The sequence below is a fragment of the Polaribacter sp. genome, from assembly GCF_051251875.1.
Classification (GTDB): Bacteria; Bacteroidota; Bacteroidia; order Flavobacteriales; family Flavobacteriaceae; genus Polaribacter.
The window spans coordinates 75,516-95,462 of record NZ_JBPOGL010000003.1 but is presented as its reverse complement, the minus strand read 5'-3'; the positions used below and the strand labels follow the sequence as shown (position 1 = coordinate 95,462).

Here is a 19,947-nt window from a genome sequence, read left to right as displayed (position 1 = left end):
ATTTCAACTAAAGAATAAACCTTATTTTTGATAAAAATCCTTTTTTATGACTACAAATAGACAAAACGGAAGCTTATATACCAACATTCAGCAACAGATTGCAACCATAGAATTTGGGCATCCGGCAAGTAATTCTTTTCCAAGTGAATTGTTAGCAAGGTTGGCAAAAGAGTTTATCTCTGTTGGAAAAAATGACGCTGTTTCCGTAATTATTTTAAAATCTGAAGGAGACAAAGCTTTTTGCGCTGGCGCTTCTTTTGATGAATTGGTTGCTATTTCTAATTTAGAAGAAGGAAAACAATTTTTCTCTGGTTTTGCCAATGTAATTAACGCCATGAGAACTTGTGGAAAATTAATTATTGGTAGCGTTCAAGGAAAAACAGTTGGTGGTGGCGTTGGTTTAGCAGCCGCTTGCGATTATATATTAGCAACAGAAAATGCAGCCATAAAACTATCAGAATTTACCATAGGTATTGGCCCTTTTGTAATTGAACCTGCTGTAACTCGTAAAATTGGAGTTTCAGGAACTGCAGAACTTACGCTAGATGCCACCAATTGGAAAAATGCCTATTGGGCAAAAGAAAAAGGCTTGTATGCAAAGGTTTTTGAATCGCAAAAAGAATTGGATGAGGAAGTAGCATTGTTGTCAGAAAAATTAGCTTCATACAATCCTGTAGCTTTATCAGAAATGAAGAAAGCATTGTGGCAAGGAACAGAAAATTGGGATGCATTATTAACTGAAAGAGCCACTATTTCTGGTCAATTGGTTTTATCAGAATTCACAAAAAAAGCATTGTCAAAATTCAAAAAATAAGAGAGTGAAAATTATTTCAACAAATATTGGAGAACGAAAAGAAATAGACTACAAAGGAACTTTAGTTACCACAGGTATTTATAAATATTCCGTAGAGAATCCTATTTTTTTAGATGTAGAAGACGTAAAAAATGATGCTATTTGTGATAGAGAAAATCATGGTGGAACTCTACAAGCTGTTTATGGCTATTCTTTAAAACATTACACCTTTTGGAAATCTGTGTATCCTAATGTAGTTTTTGAAATGGGGATTTTTGGAGAAAACTTAACCATAGATGACTTAGATGAATCTAAAATTCATCAGGGAGATACTTTTAAAGTGGGTGATACTATTTTAGAGGCAACAGTGCAAAGAGAACCTTGTTATAAACTAGGAGTTCGTTTTAATAAAATGACCATTGTAAAGAAGTTTTGGAAGACCACTTTTTGTGGTGTTTATTTTAAAGTTTTACAAACAGGTTTTGTAAAAGCTGGAGATGAATTTATCCAAATAAAAAGTTGCCCAGAAAACCCAACCATTGCAGATTTGTTTGTTGCAAAAAGAATTCTAAACGGAATTTAACAGGTATTCATACTTAAAAATACTTGTTTGTAGTAGTTGGCAAACAAGTTTAGCCCAGATAGAGCGGTCTGTTTGAGCTCTTTTTTACCTTTTTTTGGTAAAAAAAGCGAGTAGCGAAAGCTGGAAATAGCTTCTAAACGGTATCTTCTTTTTTATGTAAAAAACGCGTTAGTTTCATAGAAAGATCTAACAAAATAATTTTGGCATTTCCGTTTCTTTCAATGTGATACATGGCCTCATTTAGTTCTTTTTCAATTTCTAAAATATTTCCACCATGTACAAAAGGTGCAAATTTAGACAAGTTAAATCCGGTTTTAGTTTCCATAAAAACCAAGTTTTCAGATTTATAATTTAGCAATAGTGCTTGTCTAAAAAACTGCAAACAATACTCTAAAAAACGCTTTTGAGTTTCGCGACCGGTTTTGGCAATAGTGTCTGACCATTCTATTAATTGTTGTACCACAGCTGCATTTCCTTTCGCTCTAAAAGCAGTTCTAATCCAAGCAATAAACCATTCTTCAAAAATAAGATCGCTAGAATCTTTTTGTAATAAATGCAATGCTTTGTTAAAATTTCCTTCGGCTTGATGCGCAATATTGGCAGCTTCATTATCAGAAACTTGATGATTTACAATTAAAGTATTTGAAATATCTTGTTCACTCAAAGCAGGAAAATGTAGTGCCTGACAACGAGATTTTATGGTATTTATAATTTGCTCTTCATTTTCTGTAATTAAAATAAAAACAGTTTTTTCTGGTGGTTCTTCAATTAGTTTTAATAGTTTATTTGCTGCAGCAATATTTAATTTTTCTGCCATCCAAATAATCATCACTTTAAAACCGCCTTCGTAACTTTTAAGGCGCAGTTTTTTTACTACATCTTCCGCTTCATCAACACCAATAATTCCTTGTTTATTTTCTACACCAATGTGTTGCAACCAATTAAACAAACTTCCATAAGGTTGCATTTCTATAAACTCTCTCCATTCACTTAAAAACAAACTACTTACAGGATGTTTTTTTACTATTTCATTAGAAGTAACAGGAAAAGCAAAATGCAAATCTGGATGCTGAAGTTTATCGCACTTTAAATTACAAACGTCAACATCATCAGAAAAATTACACAATAAAAATTGTGCATATGCAATTGCCATTGGCAAAGCACCGCTTCCTTCTTTGCCCACAAATAATTGTGCATGCGGAATTCTGCCGTTTTCAGCAGATACTTTTAGATGTTTTTTAATGTGTTCTTGTCCGATAATTTGGTTGAAAAGCATGGGCAAATATAAAATTTGTTTAGCATTTATCCTTCTATTTTAGAAAGCAATCTTTTTCTATGGTAAATTCATGGCAAGCGCAGTAATTGTCTTCGCAAACGTTGTATTAAATTTTAGGATTTACAGTTCAAAAAGAACAAATAATTCGGTATTTTTGTTGAAAATAGATTTAATAAAAGATGAAAACACTAAAAGATTTTAATTTCAAAAATAAGAAAGCGCTAATTCGTGTAGATTTTAATGTGCCTTTAAATGATAAATTTGAAGTAACTGATGCTACCAGAATTCAAGCTGCAAAATCTACAATTATAGATATTTTAGAACAAGAAGGAAGCTGTATCTTAATGTCTCATTTAGGTCGCCCAAAAGGATTTCAAGATGAATTTTCTTTAGGACACATTGTAGACAAAGCAACTGAAATTTTAGGCGTTAAAGTAAAATTTGTTGCAGATTGTATTGGCGATAAAGTAGAAGAAGCTGTTGCAAATTTAGAATCTGGAGAAATCTTATTATTAGAAAACTTACGTTTCTACGAAGAAGAGAAAAAAGGAGATGTTGCTTTTGCAGAAAAATTATCAAAATTTGGTGATGTGTATGTAAATGATGCTTTTGGTACTGCGCACAGAGCACACGCTTCTACAACAATTATTGCTCAATTTTTTCCTGAAAACAAATGTTTTGGAAACTTATTGGCAAGAGAAATTGAAAGTATAGATAAAGTATTAAACAATTCTGAAAAACCAGTTTTAGCAATTTTAGGGGGTGCAAAAGTATCTTCTAAAATTACGGTAATTGAAAATATTTTAGACAAAGTAGATCACTTAATTATTGGTGGTGGAATGAGCTTTACTTTTATTAAAGCACAAGGAGGAACTATAGGAGATTCTATTTGTGAAGATGATAAAATGGAATTGGCTTTAGATATTTTAAAACAAGCAAAAGAAAAAGGAGTAGAAGTTCATATTCCTGTAGATGTAATTGCTGCTGATGATTTTTCTAATGATGCAAATACTCAGATTTTAGACATTAATACAATTCCTGATGGATGGCAAGGTTTAGATGCCGGACCAAAATCTAGAGAAAATTTTGATACCGTTGTTAACAAGTGTAAAACTATTTTATGGAACGGACCTTTAGGTGTTTTTGAAATGGAATCTTTTGCAGGAGGAACAATTGCCTTAGGTCATTCTATTGATAAAGCAACCAAAAACGGAGCTTTCTCTTTAGTTGGTGGTGGAGATTCTGTTGCTGCTGTAAAACAATTTGGTTTTGCAGAAAAAGTAAGTTATGTTTCTACCGGTGGTGGAGCAATGCTAGAAATGTTAGAAGGTAAAACCTTACCAGGAATTAATGCTATATTAAAATAGTCGTTTATTTGTTTAATCGTTATAATTTTAAACAAAAAAACAATTCACATGTAAGATGTCAAACTGAGCTTGTCGAAGTTTCATTTTAAAATATAAATTAATTAAATAAGCGTGTAATTGTTAAAATTGCACGCTTATTTTTTGGTTAAAATATTAGTTTCTAAATTCGCATTGGTTGTTTGAAACAATTACACAAATAAACAATTACACGTTTACACAGTTAAAACGTTTACACATCAAAAAATGAAATACACAAAACTACCACATACAGATATTAAAGTTTCTAAAATTTGTTTAGGAACCATGACTTGGGGAAAACAAAACACACAAGAAGAAGGTTTTGAACAAATGGATTTTGCTTTAGAACAAGGCGTCAATTTTTTTGATACGGCAGAATTGTATTCAGTTCCTGCAACACCAGAAACTTATGGCACCACAGAAACTATTATTGGAAACTGGTTTAAAAAATCTGGAAATAGAGATAAAGTTGTATTAGGAAGTAAAATTGCTGGTCCAGGACCTTACACAGCACATATTAGAGAAAATGGGTTTGCAAAAGAAGCAATTATTGATGCAGTAGAAGGAAGTCTTAAGAGATTGCAAACAGATTATATAGATCTATATCAATTACATTGGCCAGAAAGAGGAGTTAATACTTTCGGATTAAGAGATTACCCTTATAAAACATCTAGAAAAGAAGCAGAAAATCATGTAGAAATATTAGAAACTCTGCAAAAATTAATAAATGAAGGTAAAATAAGACAAGTTGGTTTGTCTAATGAAACTCCTTGGGGAACACTGCAATATTTACAAGCAGCCAAAGAATTAAATTTACCAAGAATGATTACCATGCAGAATTCATATTCTTTAGTACATAGAAGTTATGAATACGGAATGTCTGAAGTTTCTATGAGAGAAAACATCGGTTTATTAACGTATTCTCCCCTAGCTCAAGGTGTGTTAACAGGTAAGTATTTAAGAGGACAAAAACCTGCTGATGCCAGAGGAATTTTGTTTCCTAATTATATTGCAAGATATCAATCTGATTTGGTGCAACAAGCAGTTTTAAGGTATGAAGCCCTTGCTTTAAAACATGGTATTACTTTAACAGAATTGTCTTTAGCTTACATAAATCAGTTGCCATTTGTAACTGCAAATATTATTGGAGCAACTAAAATAAGTCAGTTGAAGGAAAATATTGGCAGTATTCATATTAATTTATCTGAAGAAATAATAAATGAAATAGAAGCAATTCATAAACTATTTCCTAATCCTGCGCCTTAACAAAAAAACAGCAATTTATGGATGATTGGTTTTAAGAAGAGATTGTTAAAACTGAAAAAAACCTCAATAAACCCTTCATATTTTCAAAACCTGAAGGGTTTTTTATGCGTGCTAAAACCTAAATATTTAATACTGAAAACCAGTCTTCTAACAATCTTTTCCTATATTTGTAGTACAACGAAATCGATTGAAATGTTTTCAGATTTACTTACATATTTAAAATTCTTCATAAAGCGCAATCCAGAGTGATGGATGAATGTATCAATTTTTCAATTTAAAAATGTAACAATTGTGAACTCAAAAACATTGGTACATTATTTTATGAACTCATTAATACATTAAAAAAATATGCCTTTTTATCATAAATTAGGAGAAATTCCACCCAAAAGACACACGCAATTTCGTAAAAAAGACGGCAGTTTGTATTACGAGCAATTATTTGGTACAATCGGTTTCGACGGAATGTCTACAAATTCGTATCACGAGCACAGACCAACAATGGTAAAACATATTGGCAAACAATATTCTGTAAAACCTAAAATAGCAAAAGCAAATAATATTCAATCGTATCGCTTTCGCGGATTTCAAGTTCCGCCAGAAAATGATTATTTAGAAAGCAGAAAAATTGTGCTAACAAATACCGATTGTAATATTATTTTATCGGCACCAAAAAAATCAACCAAAGATTATTTTTATAAAAATACAGATGCAGACGAAGTAATTTTTATACATAAAGGAAGTGGAAAATTAAGAACACATCTTGGAAACATCAACTTTAAATACGGAGATTACTTGGTAATTCCTCGCGGAATTATTTACAAATTAGATTTTGATGATGAACACAATCGCCTCTTTATTGTAGAATCTTATTCGCCTGTGTATACACCAAAAAGATACAGAAACTACTTTGGTCAATTATTAGAACATGCTCCTTTTTGCGAACGCGATTTAAGAAGGCCTCAAGAATTAGAAACCTATAACAAGTTAGGAGATTTCTTAATAAAAGTAAAAAAACAAGGCGAAATTATAGAAATGGTGTACGCATCGCATCCTTTTGATGTGGTTGGTTATGATGGTTATAACTTTCCGTATGCTTTTTCCATTCACGATTTCGAACCCATTACAGGTCGCATTCATCAACCGCCGCCAGTACATCAAACTTTTGAAACAAACACTTTTGTAATTTGCAGTTTTGTGCCACGTTTGTATGATTATCACCCAAATTCAATTCCTGCGCCATACAATCATAGTAACATAGATTCAGACGAGGTTTTGTATTATGTAGATGGCGATTTTATGAGCAGAAATGATATAGATCAAGGCCATATTTCCTTGCATCCGGCAGGCATTCCTCATGGTCCACATCCAGGTGCAACAGAACGCAGTATCGGGCATACAAAAACCGAAGAATTGGCCGTAATGGTAGATACTTTTAAACCTTTAATGGTAACAGAAGAAGCTATGAAAATTGCCGATGAAGACTATTATAAATCGTGGTTGGAATAAAATAATTATTAGAAGCTATTTCGCGCTTTCCATTATATCTTTTTTTATGAAAAATAAAAAAAGGATGCCATTTCAATCACGGCTAAACTTGTTTGCAACCAAATAACAGTTTTAAGGCGTAATGCCATTTTAAAATCTTTTTAATAACCCTTAAAGGGTTTGAAACCCTTTAAGGGTTAAGTTCAATAAAAACTATAAAAAAACCTTTAAGGCCTACAAAACATAAACATGAGTAAAAAAGAAATAAAATCCGTTAATTACGGACTCGAAAAAATATTCTCAGAAGCACAAGATTTCCTTCCACTTTTAGGAACCGATTATGTAGAATTTTACGTTGGCAACGCAAAACAAGCGGCGCATTTTTATAAAACAGCTTTTGGCTTTCAATCGCATGCATATCGCGGACTAGAAACGGGCTCTAAAGATTCGGTAAGTTATGTATTAACACAAGACAAAATAAAGTTGATGTTAACAACACCTTTAAATAGCAAATCTGCCATAAACAATCATATTGTAAAACATGGCGATGGCGTAAAAATAATAGCACTTTGGGTAGAAGATGCAAGAAAAGCTTATGAAGAAACAACATCTCGCGGAGCGAAATCTTATATGGAACCAACCATAGAAAAAGACGAATTTGGTGAAGTTGTAAGAGCAGGAATTTATACCTACGGAGAAACGGTACACATGTTTGTTGAGCGCAAAAACTACAACGGCGCATTTTTACCAGGCTTTCAAAAATGGGAGTCAGACTACAATCCGCCTGCTGCAGGTTTAAAATACATAGATCACATGGTGGGTAATGTGGGTTGGAATCAAATGAATACTTGGGTAAAATTCTATGAAGACGTTATGGGTTTTGTAAACTTTTTATCTTTTGATGACAAGCAAATTCACACAGAATATTCTGCATTAATGAGCAAAGTTATGTCTAACGGAAACGGTAGAATTAAATTCCCGATAAACGAACCAGCAGAAGGAAAAAAACGTTCTCAAATAGAAGAATATTTAGATTTTTACGAAGGTTCTGGCGTACAACATATTGCAGTTGCCACAGATGATATTATAAAAACTGTTGGACAATTAAAAGCAAATGGCGTAGAGTTTTTGTCTACTCCACCAGAGGAATACTACCGCGCAGTTCCTGGAAGATTAGAAGAACATAGTCATGAATTAAGAGAAGATATCGAAAAACTAAAAGATTTAGGAATTATGATAGATGCCGATGAAGAAGGATATCTTTTACAAATTTTTACAAAACCAGTTGAAGACAGACCTACTTTGTTTTTCGAGATTATTCAAAGAATGGGCGCTAGAGGCTTTGGAGCCGGAAACTTTAAGGCGTTGTTTGAATCTATAGAAAGAGAACAAGCAAAAAGAGGAACGCTTTAAAAAAAAATCAAGTAAAAAATAATACCAAGAATCAAGATTTAACCATCTTAGTTCTTGGTATTTTATTTTCATAAAACTTCAATAAAAAGATGAAATAATCTTTAATTATTATAGTAAATTGCATCCATAAAGTCCAAAAACCAAAATTAACTTGTTTCTTGGCTCTAATTATCTTGATTCTTAAAAAACATGAACAGAGACGAAATTTTAAAAGCTATAGAAGAAAAGTACGATAAATTAGGCGTTCCGGTAGATTCTATGTTAGAAGGTTTGTTGTGGAGTACACCAATTACCTACTGGGATTATATTCAGACAGACGCACTTTTGGGCTTGCAAACTCCAAGAACCACACAGCCAGATGAAATGGTATTTATTATGTACCATCAAGTAAATGAGTTGTTATTTAAAATGATTTTGTGGGAAATTGACCAAGTAGCAAAAACCATTGAAGTTTCTGCTGAAAAATTCTCGTTACATTTGGGTAGAATTAGTAGATATTTTGATATGCTTTGTAGCTCTTTTAACGTTATGGCAGACGGAATGGAGCGTGAACAATACATAAAATTTAGAAATACTTTAACTCCAGCAAGCGGGTTTCAAAGTGCGCAATACAGGAAAATAGAATTTGCTTCTACAGAGCTTATCAACCTAATAGATGTGCGTTATAGAGATTCTATAGACAGGCATTCTTCTTTTAGAAACGCCTACAATCATTTGTACTGGCAAGCTGCCGGAAAAAATTATACTACTGGTCAAAAATCGACCTTATTAAATCTTTTTGAAATAAAATACAAAGGAGAATTTATAGATTTTATGGAAGATTATAATGACTGTAATTTATCTTTAAAGTTTAAACAACTCCCTAAAGAAGTTCAAGAAAACGAAGATTTAATAAAAGCCATGAGGCACTATGATTACACTGTAAATGTAAAATGGGTAATGGCGCATTACAATGCTGCAGCCAAATATATTGGTGGTGATGACTCAGAATTAAAAGCTACAGGAGGTAGTAATTGGCGTAAATATATGCACCCAAAATTTCAAAGAAGAATTTTTTATCCCTTTTTATGGAACGAAGATGAATTAAAAAACTGGGGAACATTTTAAAAAACCAGCAACTGATTTACAACTACTTATAAATATTGTATCCTCTCTAAATAATTTTTAAAAAATCCTTGAACACAACTTTTTTTATTTTTGGAACAGTAATTGTCATTACTTTTTTATAAGTTTGATTTTTTATGAAAAAGCACATTATATTTCTTTGTACATTATTTCTATTGACTACAACTTTTAGTCAAGAAAAACCCGCAGCCTTTAAAGATGGAGAATGGTTGCGATACAAAATGAGTTACAGTGGTTTTTTAAGAGCAGGTACAGCAGTTTTAGAAGTAAAAGAAACCAATTTAAAAGGAAAAAAAGTATTTTATACCAAAGGATCTGGTTGGACTACTGGATTGATAAAATGGTTTTTTAAGGTTGATGATGTTTATGAATCTTATTTTGCCAAAGACACTATAAAACCATATCTTTTTAAAAGAAAAATTGATGAAGGTGGTTATAAAAAACACAGAAATACTACTTTTAATCATCAAACCAAAGAAGCATTTGTGCAAGATTTTATCCATAAAAAAGATACCCTTATTCCTTTTAGAAATGTACAAGATATGTTATCATCTTTCTACTATTTAAGAAATCAAGATGTAAATCATCTTAAAGAAGGAGATGAATTTGCCATAGATATGTTTCTAGACTCACAAGTTTACCCTTTTAAATTAAGGTATTTAGGTAAAGAAATGTTACAAACAAAGTTTGGTAAAATAGCAACATTAATTTTTAGACCTTTGGTACAATCTGGTAGAATTTTTAAAGCAGAAGAAAGTGTAACCATTTGGATTACTAATGATGACAATAAAATTCCTATTAAAATGAAAGCTTCTTTAGCGGTTGGTTCTTTGCAAGCAGAATTAGAATCTTACAAAGGTTTGGCAAACTCATTTAAAGTTGTGTTTAATGAATAAAGAAATTAGCCTAATTTTAACGAAACACATTTAAGGGAATCATCAATTTTATTTGTATTTTTGACACTGCACCTAATAGCCACCATTTCCTTGAAAAATATTGTATTACTCCTTGTTTGTATCCTTTCCTTTCTATCTTGTAAAAAAGAAGAGAAAAAACCCACTCCTGTAAAAATAATTGTACCAGAACCACTTATTAAATATGGTTACAATTTAGATAAATTTACCGTAATAAAAGACACCATACTTAGCGGAGAAAGTTTTGGCACTATTCTAGACAAACATCATGTGTATTACCCTACTATTAACAAAATTGCAGGAGCAATAAAAGACGTTTTTGATGTAAGAAGAGTAAGAGCTGGCAAACCTTATACTATTTTAGCAAGTAAAGACTCACTAGAAAAAGCACAAGTATTCATATATAAACATGATAAAATAAATGCAACAATTGTAGATTTTAAAGACTCTATTATTACGGCTATTCGTCATAAAAGATATATTACCTTAAGAGAAAGAAAGGTTACAGGAATTATTAATTCTAACCTATCTGTTACTATGGATAGCTTAGGTTTATCGCCAAGCTTAACTTGGTCTATTGCAGATATTTATGCATGGACCTTAGATTTTTACAAATTACAAAAAGGAGATTCTTTTAAATTTGTCTATGACGAAAAATTTATAGACGACACCATTTTTGCTGGTTATGGAGATGTAAAATCCGCCGTTTTTAATCATAAAGGGCAAGATTTATATGCCTATAGATTTATTGCTGATTCTATAAAGAATATTGCAGAATATTATGATGAAAAAGGAAATATGTTGCGCAGTCAATTTTTAAAATCTCCTATTAAATTTCAATATAGAATATCATCTAGATACAATTTAAAAAGAAGAATTGCGTATTATGGTAATAGAATAAAACCTCATAAAGGTACCGATTTTGCAGCCAACATTGGTACACCAATTATTGCTACCGCAAGTGGTACCGTATTAGAATCTGCAAGAAGAGGTGGTAATGGTAATTATGTTAAAATTAAACACAATAGCACGTATGCCACCCAATATTTACACATGAAAAAACGTAAAGTAAAAAAGGGACAATACGTAAAACAAGGAGAAGTTATTGGCTGGGTTGGTATGACAGGAAATACTGGCGGACCTCATGTTTGCTATCGTTTTTGGAAATTTGGGCAACAAGTAGATCCGTTTAGAGAAAAATTACCATCTGCAGAACCTTTAAAAGAAAGCTTAAAACCAGCGTATTTTAAATATATAAAACCGCTAAAATATCAATTAGATTACAACAAACTACCTATAAAAAAACCTGACGTACTGCAAAGTATTGTCCAAAACTAAAAAATAAATGGCATTAAAAAACATCAACCCAACTACAACAAACGCATGGACAGCATTAACAAATCATTTTAATGAGATTGAAAATATCAACATTAAAGATTTGGCTAAAGAAAATAATAGAAAAGAAGATTTTTCTATCAAATTAAATGATTTAGAAGTAGATTTTTCTAAGAACAGAATTACACAAAAAACTATTGATTTACTAGTAGAATTGGCAAATGAAGTTGATTTGAAAGATGCTATTGACAAACAATTTTCTGGTGAAGTTATTAATGTTACTGAAGGAAGAGAAGTTTTACATACAGCTTTAAGAAGTAATTCTGAAGAACCAATTATAATAGAAGGCAAAAACATAAAACCACAAATACAAGCAGCTTTAAGAAAAATAAAAAGTTTTTCTAACAAAGTTATTTCCGGAAAATGGAAAGGTTATACAGGTAAATCAATTACAGATATTGTAAATATTGGAATTGGTGGTTCAGATTTAGGACCAGACATGGTGGTAGAATCTTTACAATATTATAAAAATCAATTAACCACACACTTTGTTTCTAATATTGATGGAGATCATGTTTCTGAAGTTATGAAAAAACTGAACCCAGAAACAACATTGTTTGTGATTGTATCTAAAACCTTTACAACTCAAGAAACTATTACCAATGCAGAAACGCTTAAAAATTGGTTTTTAAAATCTGCTACTATTTTTGACATTCCTAAACACTTTGTTGCCGTATCAACAAATTTAGAAGCTGTAGATAATTTTGGAATTGATAAAACAAACGTTTTTCCTATGTGGAACTGGGTTGGAGGGCGTTTCTCTATTTGGTCTGCAGTAGGTTTATCTATCAGTTTATCTGTAGGTTATGACAATTACAAAGCACTTTTAAATGGTGCTGAAGAAATGGATCTTCATTTCAAAAACGAAGATTTTAACAAAAACCTTCCTGTAGTTTTAGCATTGTTAAGCGTTTGGTATAATAATTTTTACGGTGCAGAAACAGAAGCTGTTTTACCGTATTCTCAATACTTATCAAAACTTCCTGCATATTTACAACAAGCCATTATGGAAAGTAACGGAAAAGGTGTAGATAGAAATGGTAATAAAGTAACCTATCAAACAGGAACTATTGTTTGGGGAAGCACAGGAACCAACATGCAACATGCTTTTATGCAATTAGTGCATCAAGGAACTAAATTAATTCCTGCAGATTTTATTGGTTACAAAGAATCTTTATATGGTTTAACAGATCATCATAAAAAATTGATGGCAAATTACTACGGACAAATGGAAGCTTTGGCTTTTGGTAAAACCAAAGAAGAAGCACATTTAGAATTAAAGTTTTCTGGTGATGCTGCTAAAATTGAAAAACTATTACCTTTTAAGGTATTTGAAGGAAACAGACCTAGCAATACCATTCTTTTTGACAAACTTACACCACACTCCTTAGGAAAGTTAATTGCACTTTATGAACATAAAATATTTGCACAAGGAATTTTATGGAACATCTACAGTTATGACCAATTTGGAGTTGAATTAGGAAAAGAATTAGCAAATAAGCTATTAAAAAATTCCTAATTAGAGTACATGAAACTTTAAAACTCTAAATATTAACATAAATATTTGTTTTTGTTAACAAAATTGTTCATATTTAAATGATTGATTAACAGTGTTTAATTTATATTATTAGTACATTCCATAGTCTTAATTTTTTGTTAAACCTTAACATTAAGTTAACATTGCAATGCTGTAAAATCTTGAATTTTGCAGAATATTTATAAACATAAATTCAAACAATGAAAAATTTTAAAAACTTATTATTTGTGGCTTTATTTTTTGTAACAGCTACTGTTTTAGGACAAACTAAAATTTCTGGTTTAGTGGTAGATGATACCAATCAACCTTTACCAGGAGCTAGTGTTGTTGTAAAAGGAACAACAAACGGAACTTCAACGGATTTTGATGGGAAGTTTATGCTAACAGCAAAAACAAATTCAGGAACTTTAATAGTTTCTTTTATTGGTTACACAACAAAAGAAGTTTCTTTCTCTTCTTCAAAAGCGAACCTTGGAAAAATTAAATTAGCTGAAGACGCAGGTGCATTAGATGAAATTGTGATATCTGCAACTTCTTTTGCAATTGATAGAAAAACACCGGTAGCGGTTTCTACAATTAAAGCAACTGATATTGAATTAAAATTAGGAACTCAAGAATTTCCTGAGATTTTAAAATCAACACCAGGTGTATATGCTACAAAAACAGGTGGTGGTTACGGAGATGGTAGAATTAACTTAAGAGGGTTTAGTTCAGAAAACGTTGCTGTTATGATTAACGGAGTTCCCGTAAATGATATGGAAAACGGTTCTGTATACTGGTCTAACTGGGCAGGTTTATCTGACGTTACTTCTGCAATGCAGGTTCAAAGAGGTTTAGGTGCTTCTAAAGTAGCAGTTCCTTCTGTTGGGGGTACAATTAATATTATCTCTAAATCTACAGATGCAGAACAAGGTGGTAATGTAAAAATGTCTACAGGTAATGATGGTTATTTTAAATATGGAATGACTTTATCTACAGGTTTAATGGAAAACGGTCTTGCAGTTACTGCTTCTGCCGCTAAAATTACTGGAGATGGTTATGTAGATGGTTTACAATTTAGTGGTGTAAATTACTTCTTAAATATTTCTAAAATATTAAATGATGATCACAAATTATCTTTTAACATTATAGGTGCTCAACAAACACACGGACAAAGATTTACTACAAATTCTATTGAGACAAATAGAGCTACAGAGCAAGGTGGTAAGAAATTTAACCCAGATTGGGGATATAGAAATGGACAAATAGAAAACTCTTCTTTCAATTTCTACCATAAACCTCAAATTTCTTTAAATCATGATTGGACTATTTCTGACAAAACTTTCTTAACAACAGTTGTATACGCATCTTTTGGAACAGGTGGAGGAAGAAGAACCGGTAGAGCAAGCGGTACATCTGGTAAAACAGGTACAGATGACTACAGATTAGGAGACACAGACCAACCAATTGATTTTGATAGAATTGTTCAAGAAAATAAAGACAGAGGAGCTTTAGGTTCTTCTGATGTGTTTTTATCTTCTATTAACGATCATGAATGGTATGGTGTTTTATCAACTTTAAAAACAAACGTAACAGAAGAGTTAGCTTTATCTGTAGGTTTAGACGGTAGATATTATATAGGTACTCACTATTATGAAGTAGATGATTTATTAGGTGGTCAATATTTCTTAAATCCATATTCAGATGATAACAACGCAAACGAAGCATTACAAGTTGGTGATCGTTTAAATAGAGATTACGAAGGACGCGTTTTAAGATATGGAGCTTTTGCTCAATTAGAATATAGCAAAGATGACTTAGCTGTTTTCTTTTCAACTACAATTTCTAATGATAGATATGGTAGATCTAGTTTCTTAGATGATTCTTCAAATCCTAACGGAAGAGTTTCTGAAGACATTAACTTCTTAGGTTTTGGTACCAAAGGTGGAGCAAATTATAACTTAGATGATACTAACAATGTTTTTGCCAACGTTGGTTACTTCTCTAAAGCTCCTTTTTTAACTGATAACGTTTTTATTGATAAACAATCAGTAGAAATAAATGAAGAAGCATTAAATGAAAAAATATTCAGTTTAGAAGTTGGGTATGGTTTTAGAAGCGAAAAATTTAACGCTAACGTAAACCTTTACAGAACTTCTTGGTTAGATAAATCTGTTACTGCTACTAGACAAGATCCAATTAACATCGGACAGCAAGTAGAAGGAAATTTCTCTGGATTAGATGCATTACACCAAGGTATTGAGGTAGATTTTGTTTACAAATTAAGTGACAAATTAAGAATGAATGGTATGATCTCTTTAGGAGATTGGCAATGGACAAGTGATGTTCAAGGAGAACTATTTGATCAATCAGGAGCTTCTTTAGGAACTGTAATAGTAAATGCTGATGGTTTAAAAGTATCTGATGCCGCACAAACAACAGTTGCATTTGGACTTAATTATAAAGCTTTAGAAAATACATCTTTCTATTTAGACTATAACTACGCAGGAGATTTGTATGCAAAATTTGACGTAAGTCAAGGAACTACAGACAGATTAGATACTTGGAAAATACCTTCTTATCACCTATTTGACCTAGGTATTACTCATGGGTTTAAAATAGCAGATTTTGACGCCACTATTTCTGGTAAAATGAACAATGCACTAGATGTTGAATACATTTCTGATGCATTTGATAACAAAGACACACACTCAGCTGCAGATGCAAGCGTATATTATGGAGCTGGAAGAACATTTAGTTTAGGATTAAAAGTTAACTTTTAAAAAATACAATCATGAAAAAAATACTTTTATTATTAACAGTTTTTACAATGGTATTCACATCATGTGACCCATTAGAAGATATCAACGCAGAAGTTGATGCAATAGACAACCCAATTGTTGGAGATGTTGTTTTTACAATGACTGAAGACGATTATAAAGTTGTAAATAAATCATTCAATAACTTTGATGATGAAGAGGAAGCTAAAGAATTAATTCCTACATTATTAAACGACAAATACCCAGCATGGGGAAACAAATCTTCAGCTACCGTAACTTTTAAACGTTATAACAAAAAAAATGACGAAAAAAGTTTAATCGTATATACTGTACAAAATTCAGATTATGGTAATGCAGGTTTATCATACTCTTCTATTTCTAGTGATTCTCAAATGAATCAATTGTTAAACTATTTATACCCTACTCCAGAAGATAGAGTATTAATCTCTTTAACATATGCTAAATATGATAGCGGTATTACTACAACAGTAGAAAACGGCTTTATTTATTCTAACGGAAATTGGGAAGAATCTATGGGTATTACTTTAGATGAATACAAAGCAATGGGAGAGTCTAGAGAACAATTCTCTAATGAAGACGAAGCATTGGTAAAAATTCCTATCTTTTTAAAGAACAAATTAGCATACGAAGGACCAACATCTGGAGACATACAAGGTGTAATGTATAAACTATATGTTACAGATTATCAAGATATAGATGGAGATGGTAGAACTAATGATAGTGCAGTGTATAGCTTTGTTGTATTTTATACCTACGATGGTATAGACTGGGTAAAATATGATAATAATGTAAACGAAACCATTCAGTTTGGTCATGATGGTACTACTTGGGTTCCAGACAACACAATTAAATATACCTTAGTTAGAAATGCTGATTATGAATACATGGCATCTCAATTAACAGGTGCAGAGTATGCAAGTTTAATTGGTAATTTAGCTGGTTACGGAGATTTTGACTATAACTGGTCTTCAGCTCAAATTGAATATGCTTTAACACTTTTATTAGATCACTTAGATCCTGATGCTGCAGAAGGTCAAAAATATATTTTAACCTATGTAATTTATGACAACGGTGAAAATGATTACCAAACAAGTTTTATTAAAACTAATGGAGCTTGGGAAGTAAATTAATTTAATTACCAACAATATTTCAAAAAGTCGTTTAGAATTCATTTCTAGACGATTTTTTTTTAATCAAAAATGTACAAAAACTCCTTATTAAAAATTATTTCTAAGGCATTAGTACATCTAAATTATCAACAAAACAATTTTTACTTATAAATTACCACTTGTAAATAGTAGAATTGGTACAAAAACTATGGTAAATTCAGATTTATCAAATATCTTTGCACGCGATTAAGCAAAATAATGAATTCAACAGTTATCATTAAGAATAAAACAACAATCCAAGAGCTGATTTCAGACATCAAACAACTTACCAAAGTTGGTTTGTCTTTAAGCGTGGTATTTTCTTCGGTAGCCGGATATTTATTAGCTGCAGATATAATTAACTATTCTACATTACTTATTTTGGCTGTAGGTGGTTTTTTTATGGTTGGTGCTTCTAATGCCTATAATCAAATTATAGAAAAAGAAACAGATGCAATCATGAAACGCACACAGAACAGACCTTTGCCAACTGGTAGAATGTCTGTAAACACTGCGTTAACTATTGCAATAACCTTTACTATTTTAGGAATTTTAATGCTGTATAGCATCAATCCTAAAACAGCTTTGTTTGGCGCAATTTCCATCTTTTTATACACAAGTGTTTATACGCCTTTAAAATCTGTTACACCTTTATCAGTATTTGTAGGTGCAATTCCTGGCGCAATACCATTTATGTTAGGTTGGGTTGCTGCCACAAATGAATTTGGTATAGAAGCAGGTTTTTTATTTATGATTCAATTTTTCTGGCAATTTCCGCATTTTTGGGCAATTGGTTGGTTGCAATTTGAAGAATATAAAAAAGCTGGCTTTAACATGTTGCCCATGAATACAAAAGATAAAAAAGCGGTAGCACAGATTATATTCTATACTTTTATAATGATTTTAGTTTCAGTGGCTCCTGTTTTAAAAGTATCGGGTGCATTTTACATTTACCCAGTAACGGCAGTTATTATTGCTTTATTAGGATTTATAATGTTATATTATGCCACACAACTATACAAAAGTGAAAAAAATACAGACGCAAGAAAACTAATGTTATCAAGCGTATTATACATTACTCTGGTACAAATTATATATGTAGTAGATAAATTTTTACATTAATAAGAAACAAACTAAAAAAAAGAACAATCTTACGTAGTATTAATAGTCAATTTCTGATAAAATAACTGAGGAATATTCAATAGTAAAAAATGACAAAAGAACAAACTTTACAAGAAGAATTAATTGTAGCTAAAAGAAAATCAGCAAAACCGATGTTGTGGGTTTCTATGATTAGTATGGTTATGTTTTTTGCTGGATTAACAAGTGCTTATGTTATCAGTATGAAAAGAGATGATTGGGTTTCTTTTGATTTACCACAAGCATTTTACACCAGTACTTTTTTAATTGTAGCAAGTAGTATTACATTATACATTTCTCAACAATTACTAAAAAAAGACAAAAGACAACTGTCTTTAGCACTTGCTGTTGCCACTTTAGTATTAGGAATTGGTTTTATTTGGCAACAATATATTGGTTTCTTAGAATTAAAAAGTGTGGGTCTATTTTTTACAGGACCAGAAAGTACAGTATCAACATCTTTTATCATTGGTATTACTTTTATGCACGTTTTACACCTATTAGCAGGGTTAATTGTGCTTATAGTCGTTATTTATAATCATTTTAAATACAAATACAAATCAGATGATCTACTAGGCTTTGAGTTAGGTGCAATCTTCTGGCATTTTGTAGATATACTATGGATTTACCTATTTTTCTTTTTCTATTTTATTAGGTGATGAAAAATAGTTATTTTTGGCAAACTAATTAAGAACTATTTAACAGAGAATTTATATGGAAGCAAATATTGCTATACCTTCTGACGAGAAAAACACTTGGAGCGGTGGTGGTAAAAAACCATTTGGCGCAAGTTATGGTAAAATGATGATGTGGTTTTTTATCGTTTCAGATGCATTAACCTTTTCAGGGTTTTTAGCAGCTTACGGTTTAACACGTTTTAAATTTATTGATTCATGGCCAATTGCCGATGAAGTATTTACACACATTCCTTTTTTCCACGGAAATTACCCAATGATTTATGTGGCATTTATGACATTTGTTTTAATTGCATCATCTGTAACTATGGTATTAGCCGTAGACGCAGGTCATCACATGAACAAAAAGAAAGTAACACTATATATGTTTTTAACCATTATTGGAGGTTTAATATTTATAGGTTCTCAAGCTTGGGAATGGAATACTTTTATTAAAGGTTCTTATGGTGCAGTAAAAACCACAGAAGGTAAAGTATTACAGTTTGTAAAAGATGGTCATCAAATAGCGCTATCAGACTTTGTAGTTGGTGAGCGAGAAGATCATAGAGTAGAACATTCTAAGAAAAATGGTTTATGGTTTGAGAAAGAAGGAACCATATCTACCTATTCTATAGATCAAATAATTACTGCCTATAATGCAGATCCTTCAATTCATATAAAGTCAGAATTAATAGATGCTGATAAAAAACAAAAAGTAATTTTATCTAGAGAAGCCGGAGCTGCACAATTAGCAAAAACTAAAATGGTTGTTGAAGGAGCAAACTTAGAAGTAAATGAATATGGAAATACCATTTTTGCAGATTTCTTTTTCTTTATAACAGGTTTTCATGGTTTTCACGTACTATCTGGTATTATTATTAATATTATCATTTTCTTTAATGTTATTCTAGGAACTTACGAAAGAAGAGGACATTATGAGATGGTAGAAAAAGTAGGATTATATTGGCACTTTGTAGATTTAGTTTGGGTATTTGTATTCACTTTCTTCTACTTAGTTTAATAAATAAAAGGA

16 protein-coding genes are annotated in these 19,947 nt (G+C 31.4%); 15 read left to right on the top strand and 1 reads right to left on the bottom strand.

Features of this window, described 5'->3' with window-relative positions; genetic code table 11:
* Positions 1 to 46: 46 nt before the first annotated feature.
* Both ACSHW5_RS02575 and ACSHW5_RS02570 read left to right on the top strand, forming a co-directional pair.
* Positions 47 to 814: an enoyl-CoA hydratase/isomerase family protein gene (locus ACSHW5_RS02575; RefSeq protein ID WP_435674544.1), complete on the top strand. Its 768-nt coding sequence runs from the start codon at positions 47 to 49 to the stop codon at positions 812 to 814.
* A gap of 4 nt (positions 815 to 818) precedes the next feature.
* Entirely contained in the window at positions 819 to 1,376 is a 558-nt protein-coding gene (locus tag ACSHW5_RS02570; RefSeq protein WP_435674543.1) for an MOSC domain-containing protein, read from the top strand.
* Between the two features lie 133 nt (positions 1,377 to 1,509).
* Here ACSHW5_RS02570 and ACSHW5_RS02565 read toward each other — a convergent pair whose 3' ends face one another.
* Entirely contained in the window at positions 1,510 to 2,652 is a 1,143-nt protein-coding gene (locus tag ACSHW5_RS02565; protein ID WP_435674542.1) for an ATP-binding protein, read from the bottom strand.
* Positions 2,653 to 2,831: 179 nt separating this feature from the next.
* Between ACSHW5_RS02565 and ACSHW5_RS02560 the strand changes: the two genes are divergently transcribed.
* The 13 genes from ACSHW5_RS02560 (at position 2,832) to ACSHW5_RS02500 (ending at position 19,935) form a co-directional block, all read left to right on the top strand.
* Positions 2,832 to 4,019: a phosphoglycerate kinase gene (locus ACSHW5_RS02560; protein WP_435674541.1), complete on the top strand. Its 1,188-nt coding sequence runs from the start codon at positions 2,832 to 2,834 to the stop codon at positions 4,017 to 4,019.
* 243 nt (positions 4,020 to 4,262) lie between these two features.
* On the top strand, positions 4,263 to 5,303 hold the full coding sequence (locus ACSHW5_RS02555; protein WP_435674540.1) for an aldo/keto reductase: 1,041 nt from the start codon (positions 4,263 to 4,265) through the stop codon (positions 5,301 to 5,303).
* A gap of 348 nt (positions 5,304 to 5,651) precedes the next feature.
* Entirely contained in the window at positions 5,652 to 6,809 is a 1,158-nt protein-coding gene (locus ACSHW5_RS02550; RefSeq protein ID WP_435674539.1) for a homogentisate 1,2-dioxygenase, read from the top strand.
* A 228-nt stretch (positions 6,810 to 7,037) separates the two neighbouring features.
* The gene (hppD, locus tag ACSHW5_RS02545; RefSeq protein WP_435674538.1) at positions 7,038 to 8,201 is read left to right on the top strand and encodes a 4-hydroxyphenylpyruvate dioxygenase; all 1,164 of its coding nucleotides are present in this window, start codon (positions 7,038 to 7,040) and stop codon (positions 8,199 to 8,201) included.
* Positions 8,202 to 8,390: 189 nt separating this feature from the next.
* Positions 8,391 to 9,308, top strand: coding sequence for a tryptophan 2,3-dioxygenase family protein (locus ACSHW5_RS02540; protein WP_435674537.1), 918 nt, complete (start codon positions 8,391 to 8,393; stop codon positions 9,306 to 9,308).
* A gap of 134 nt (positions 9,309 to 9,442) precedes the next feature.
* Positions 9,443 to 10,222, top strand: coding sequence for a DUF3108 domain-containing protein (locus ACSHW5_RS02535; RefSeq protein WP_435674536.1), 780 nt, complete (start codon positions 9,443 to 9,445; stop codon positions 10,220 to 10,222).
* A 90-nt stretch (positions 10,223 to 10,312) separates the two neighbouring features.
* Complete coding sequence (locus tag ACSHW5_RS02530) at positions 10,313 to 11,578, top strand: peptidoglycan DD-metalloendopeptidase family protein (RefSeq protein WP_435674535.1); 1,266 nt, start codon at positions 10,313 to 10,315, stop codon at positions 11,576 to 11,578.
* A gap of 7 nt (positions 11,579 to 11,585) precedes the next feature.
* On the top strand, positions 11,586 to 13,154 hold the full coding sequence (gene pgi, locus ACSHW5_RS02525) for a glucose-6-phosphate isomerase (protein ID WP_435674534.1): 1,569 nt from the start codon (positions 11,586 to 11,588) through the stop codon (positions 13,152 to 13,154).
* A gap of 218 nt (positions 13,155 to 13,372) precedes the next feature.
* Complete coding sequence (locus ACSHW5_RS02520) at positions 13,373 to 15,934, top strand: TonB-dependent receptor (protein WP_435674533.1); 2,562 nt, start codon at positions 13,373 to 13,375, stop codon at positions 15,932 to 15,934.
* 11 nt (positions 15,935 to 15,945) lie between these two features.
* Positions 15,946 to 17,082, top strand: coding sequence for a hypothetical protein (locus ACSHW5_RS02515; RefSeq protein WP_435674532.1), 1,137 nt, complete (start codon positions 15,946 to 15,948; stop codon positions 17,080 to 17,082).
* Between the two features lie 237 nt (positions 17,083 to 17,319).
* Complete coding sequence (gene cyoE, locus ACSHW5_RS02510) at positions 17,320 to 18,222, top strand: heme o synthase (RefSeq protein WP_435674531.1); 903 nt, start codon at positions 17,320 to 17,322, stop codon at positions 18,220 to 18,222.
* An 89-nt stretch (positions 18,223 to 18,311) separates the two neighbouring features.
* Complete coding sequence (locus ACSHW5_RS02505) at positions 18,312 to 18,899, top strand: cytochrome c oxidase subunit 3 (RefSeq protein WP_435674530.1); 588 nt, start codon at positions 18,312 to 18,314, stop codon at positions 18,897 to 18,899.
* A 55-nt stretch (positions 18,900 to 18,954) separates the two neighbouring features.
* On the top strand, positions 18,955 to 19,935 hold the full coding sequence (locus ACSHW5_RS02500) for a cytochrome c oxidase subunit 3 (protein ID WP_435674529.1): 981 nt from the start codon (positions 18,955 to 18,957) through the stop codon (positions 19,933 to 19,935).
* The last annotated feature ends 12 nt before the right edge of the window (positions 19,936 to 19,947 follow it).

Bases quoted from the DNA above. Each gene is read 5' to 3' on its own strand.
- ACSHW5_RS02550 (WP_435674539.1), top strand. From the start codon at position 5,652: ATGCCTTTTTATCATAAATTAGGAGAAATTCCACCCAAAAGACACACG.
- ACSHW5_RS02560 (WP_435674541.1), top strand. From the start codon at position 2,832: ATGAAAACACTAAAAGATTTTAATTTCAAAAATAAGAAAGCGCTAATT.
- pgi (WP_435674534.1), top strand. From the start codon at position 11,586: ATGGCATTAAAAAACATCAACCCAACTACAACAAACGCATGGACAGCA.
- ACSHW5_RS02515 (WP_435674532.1), top strand. From the start codon at position 15,946: ATGAAAAAAATACTTTTATTATTAACAGTTTTTACAATGGTATTCACA.
- ACSHW5_RS02540 (WP_435674537.1), top strand. From the start codon at position 8,391: ATGAACAGAGACGAAATTTTAAAAGCTATAGAAGAAAAGTACGATAAA.
- ACSHW5_RS02505 (WP_435674530.1), top strand. From the start codon at position 18,312: ATGACAAAAGAACAAACTTTACAAGAAGAATTAATTGTAGCTAAAAGA.
- ACSHW5_RS02575 (WP_435674544.1), top strand. From the start codon at position 47: ATGACTACAAATAGACAAAACGGAAGCTTATATACCAACATTCAGCAA.
- ACSHW5_RS02500 (WP_435674529.1), top strand. From the start codon at position 18,955: ATGGAAGCAAATATTGCTATACCTTCTGACGAGAAAAACACTTGGAGC.
- hppD (WP_435674538.1), top strand. From the start codon at position 7,038: ATGAGTAAAAAAGAAATAAAATCCGTTAATTACGGACTCGAAAAAATA.
- cyoE (WP_435674531.1), top strand. From the start codon at position 17,320: ATGAATTCAACAGTTATCATTAAGAATAAAACAACAATCCAAGAGCTG.
- ACSHW5_RS02555 (WP_435674540.1), top strand. From the start codon at position 4,263: ATGAAATACACAAAACTACCACATACAGATATTAAAGTTTCTAAAATT.
- ACSHW5_RS02535 (WP_435674536.1), top strand. From the start codon at position 9,443: ATGAAAAAGCACATTATATTTCTTTGTACATTATTTCTATTGACTACA.
- ACSHW5_RS02520 (WP_435674533.1), top strand. From the start codon at position 13,373: ATGAAAAATTTTAAAAACTTATTATTTGTGGCTTTATTTTTTGTAACA.
- ACSHW5_RS02565 (WP_435674542.1), bottom strand. From the start codon at position 2,652: ATGCTTTTCAACCAAATTATCGGACAAGAACACATTAAAAAACATCTA.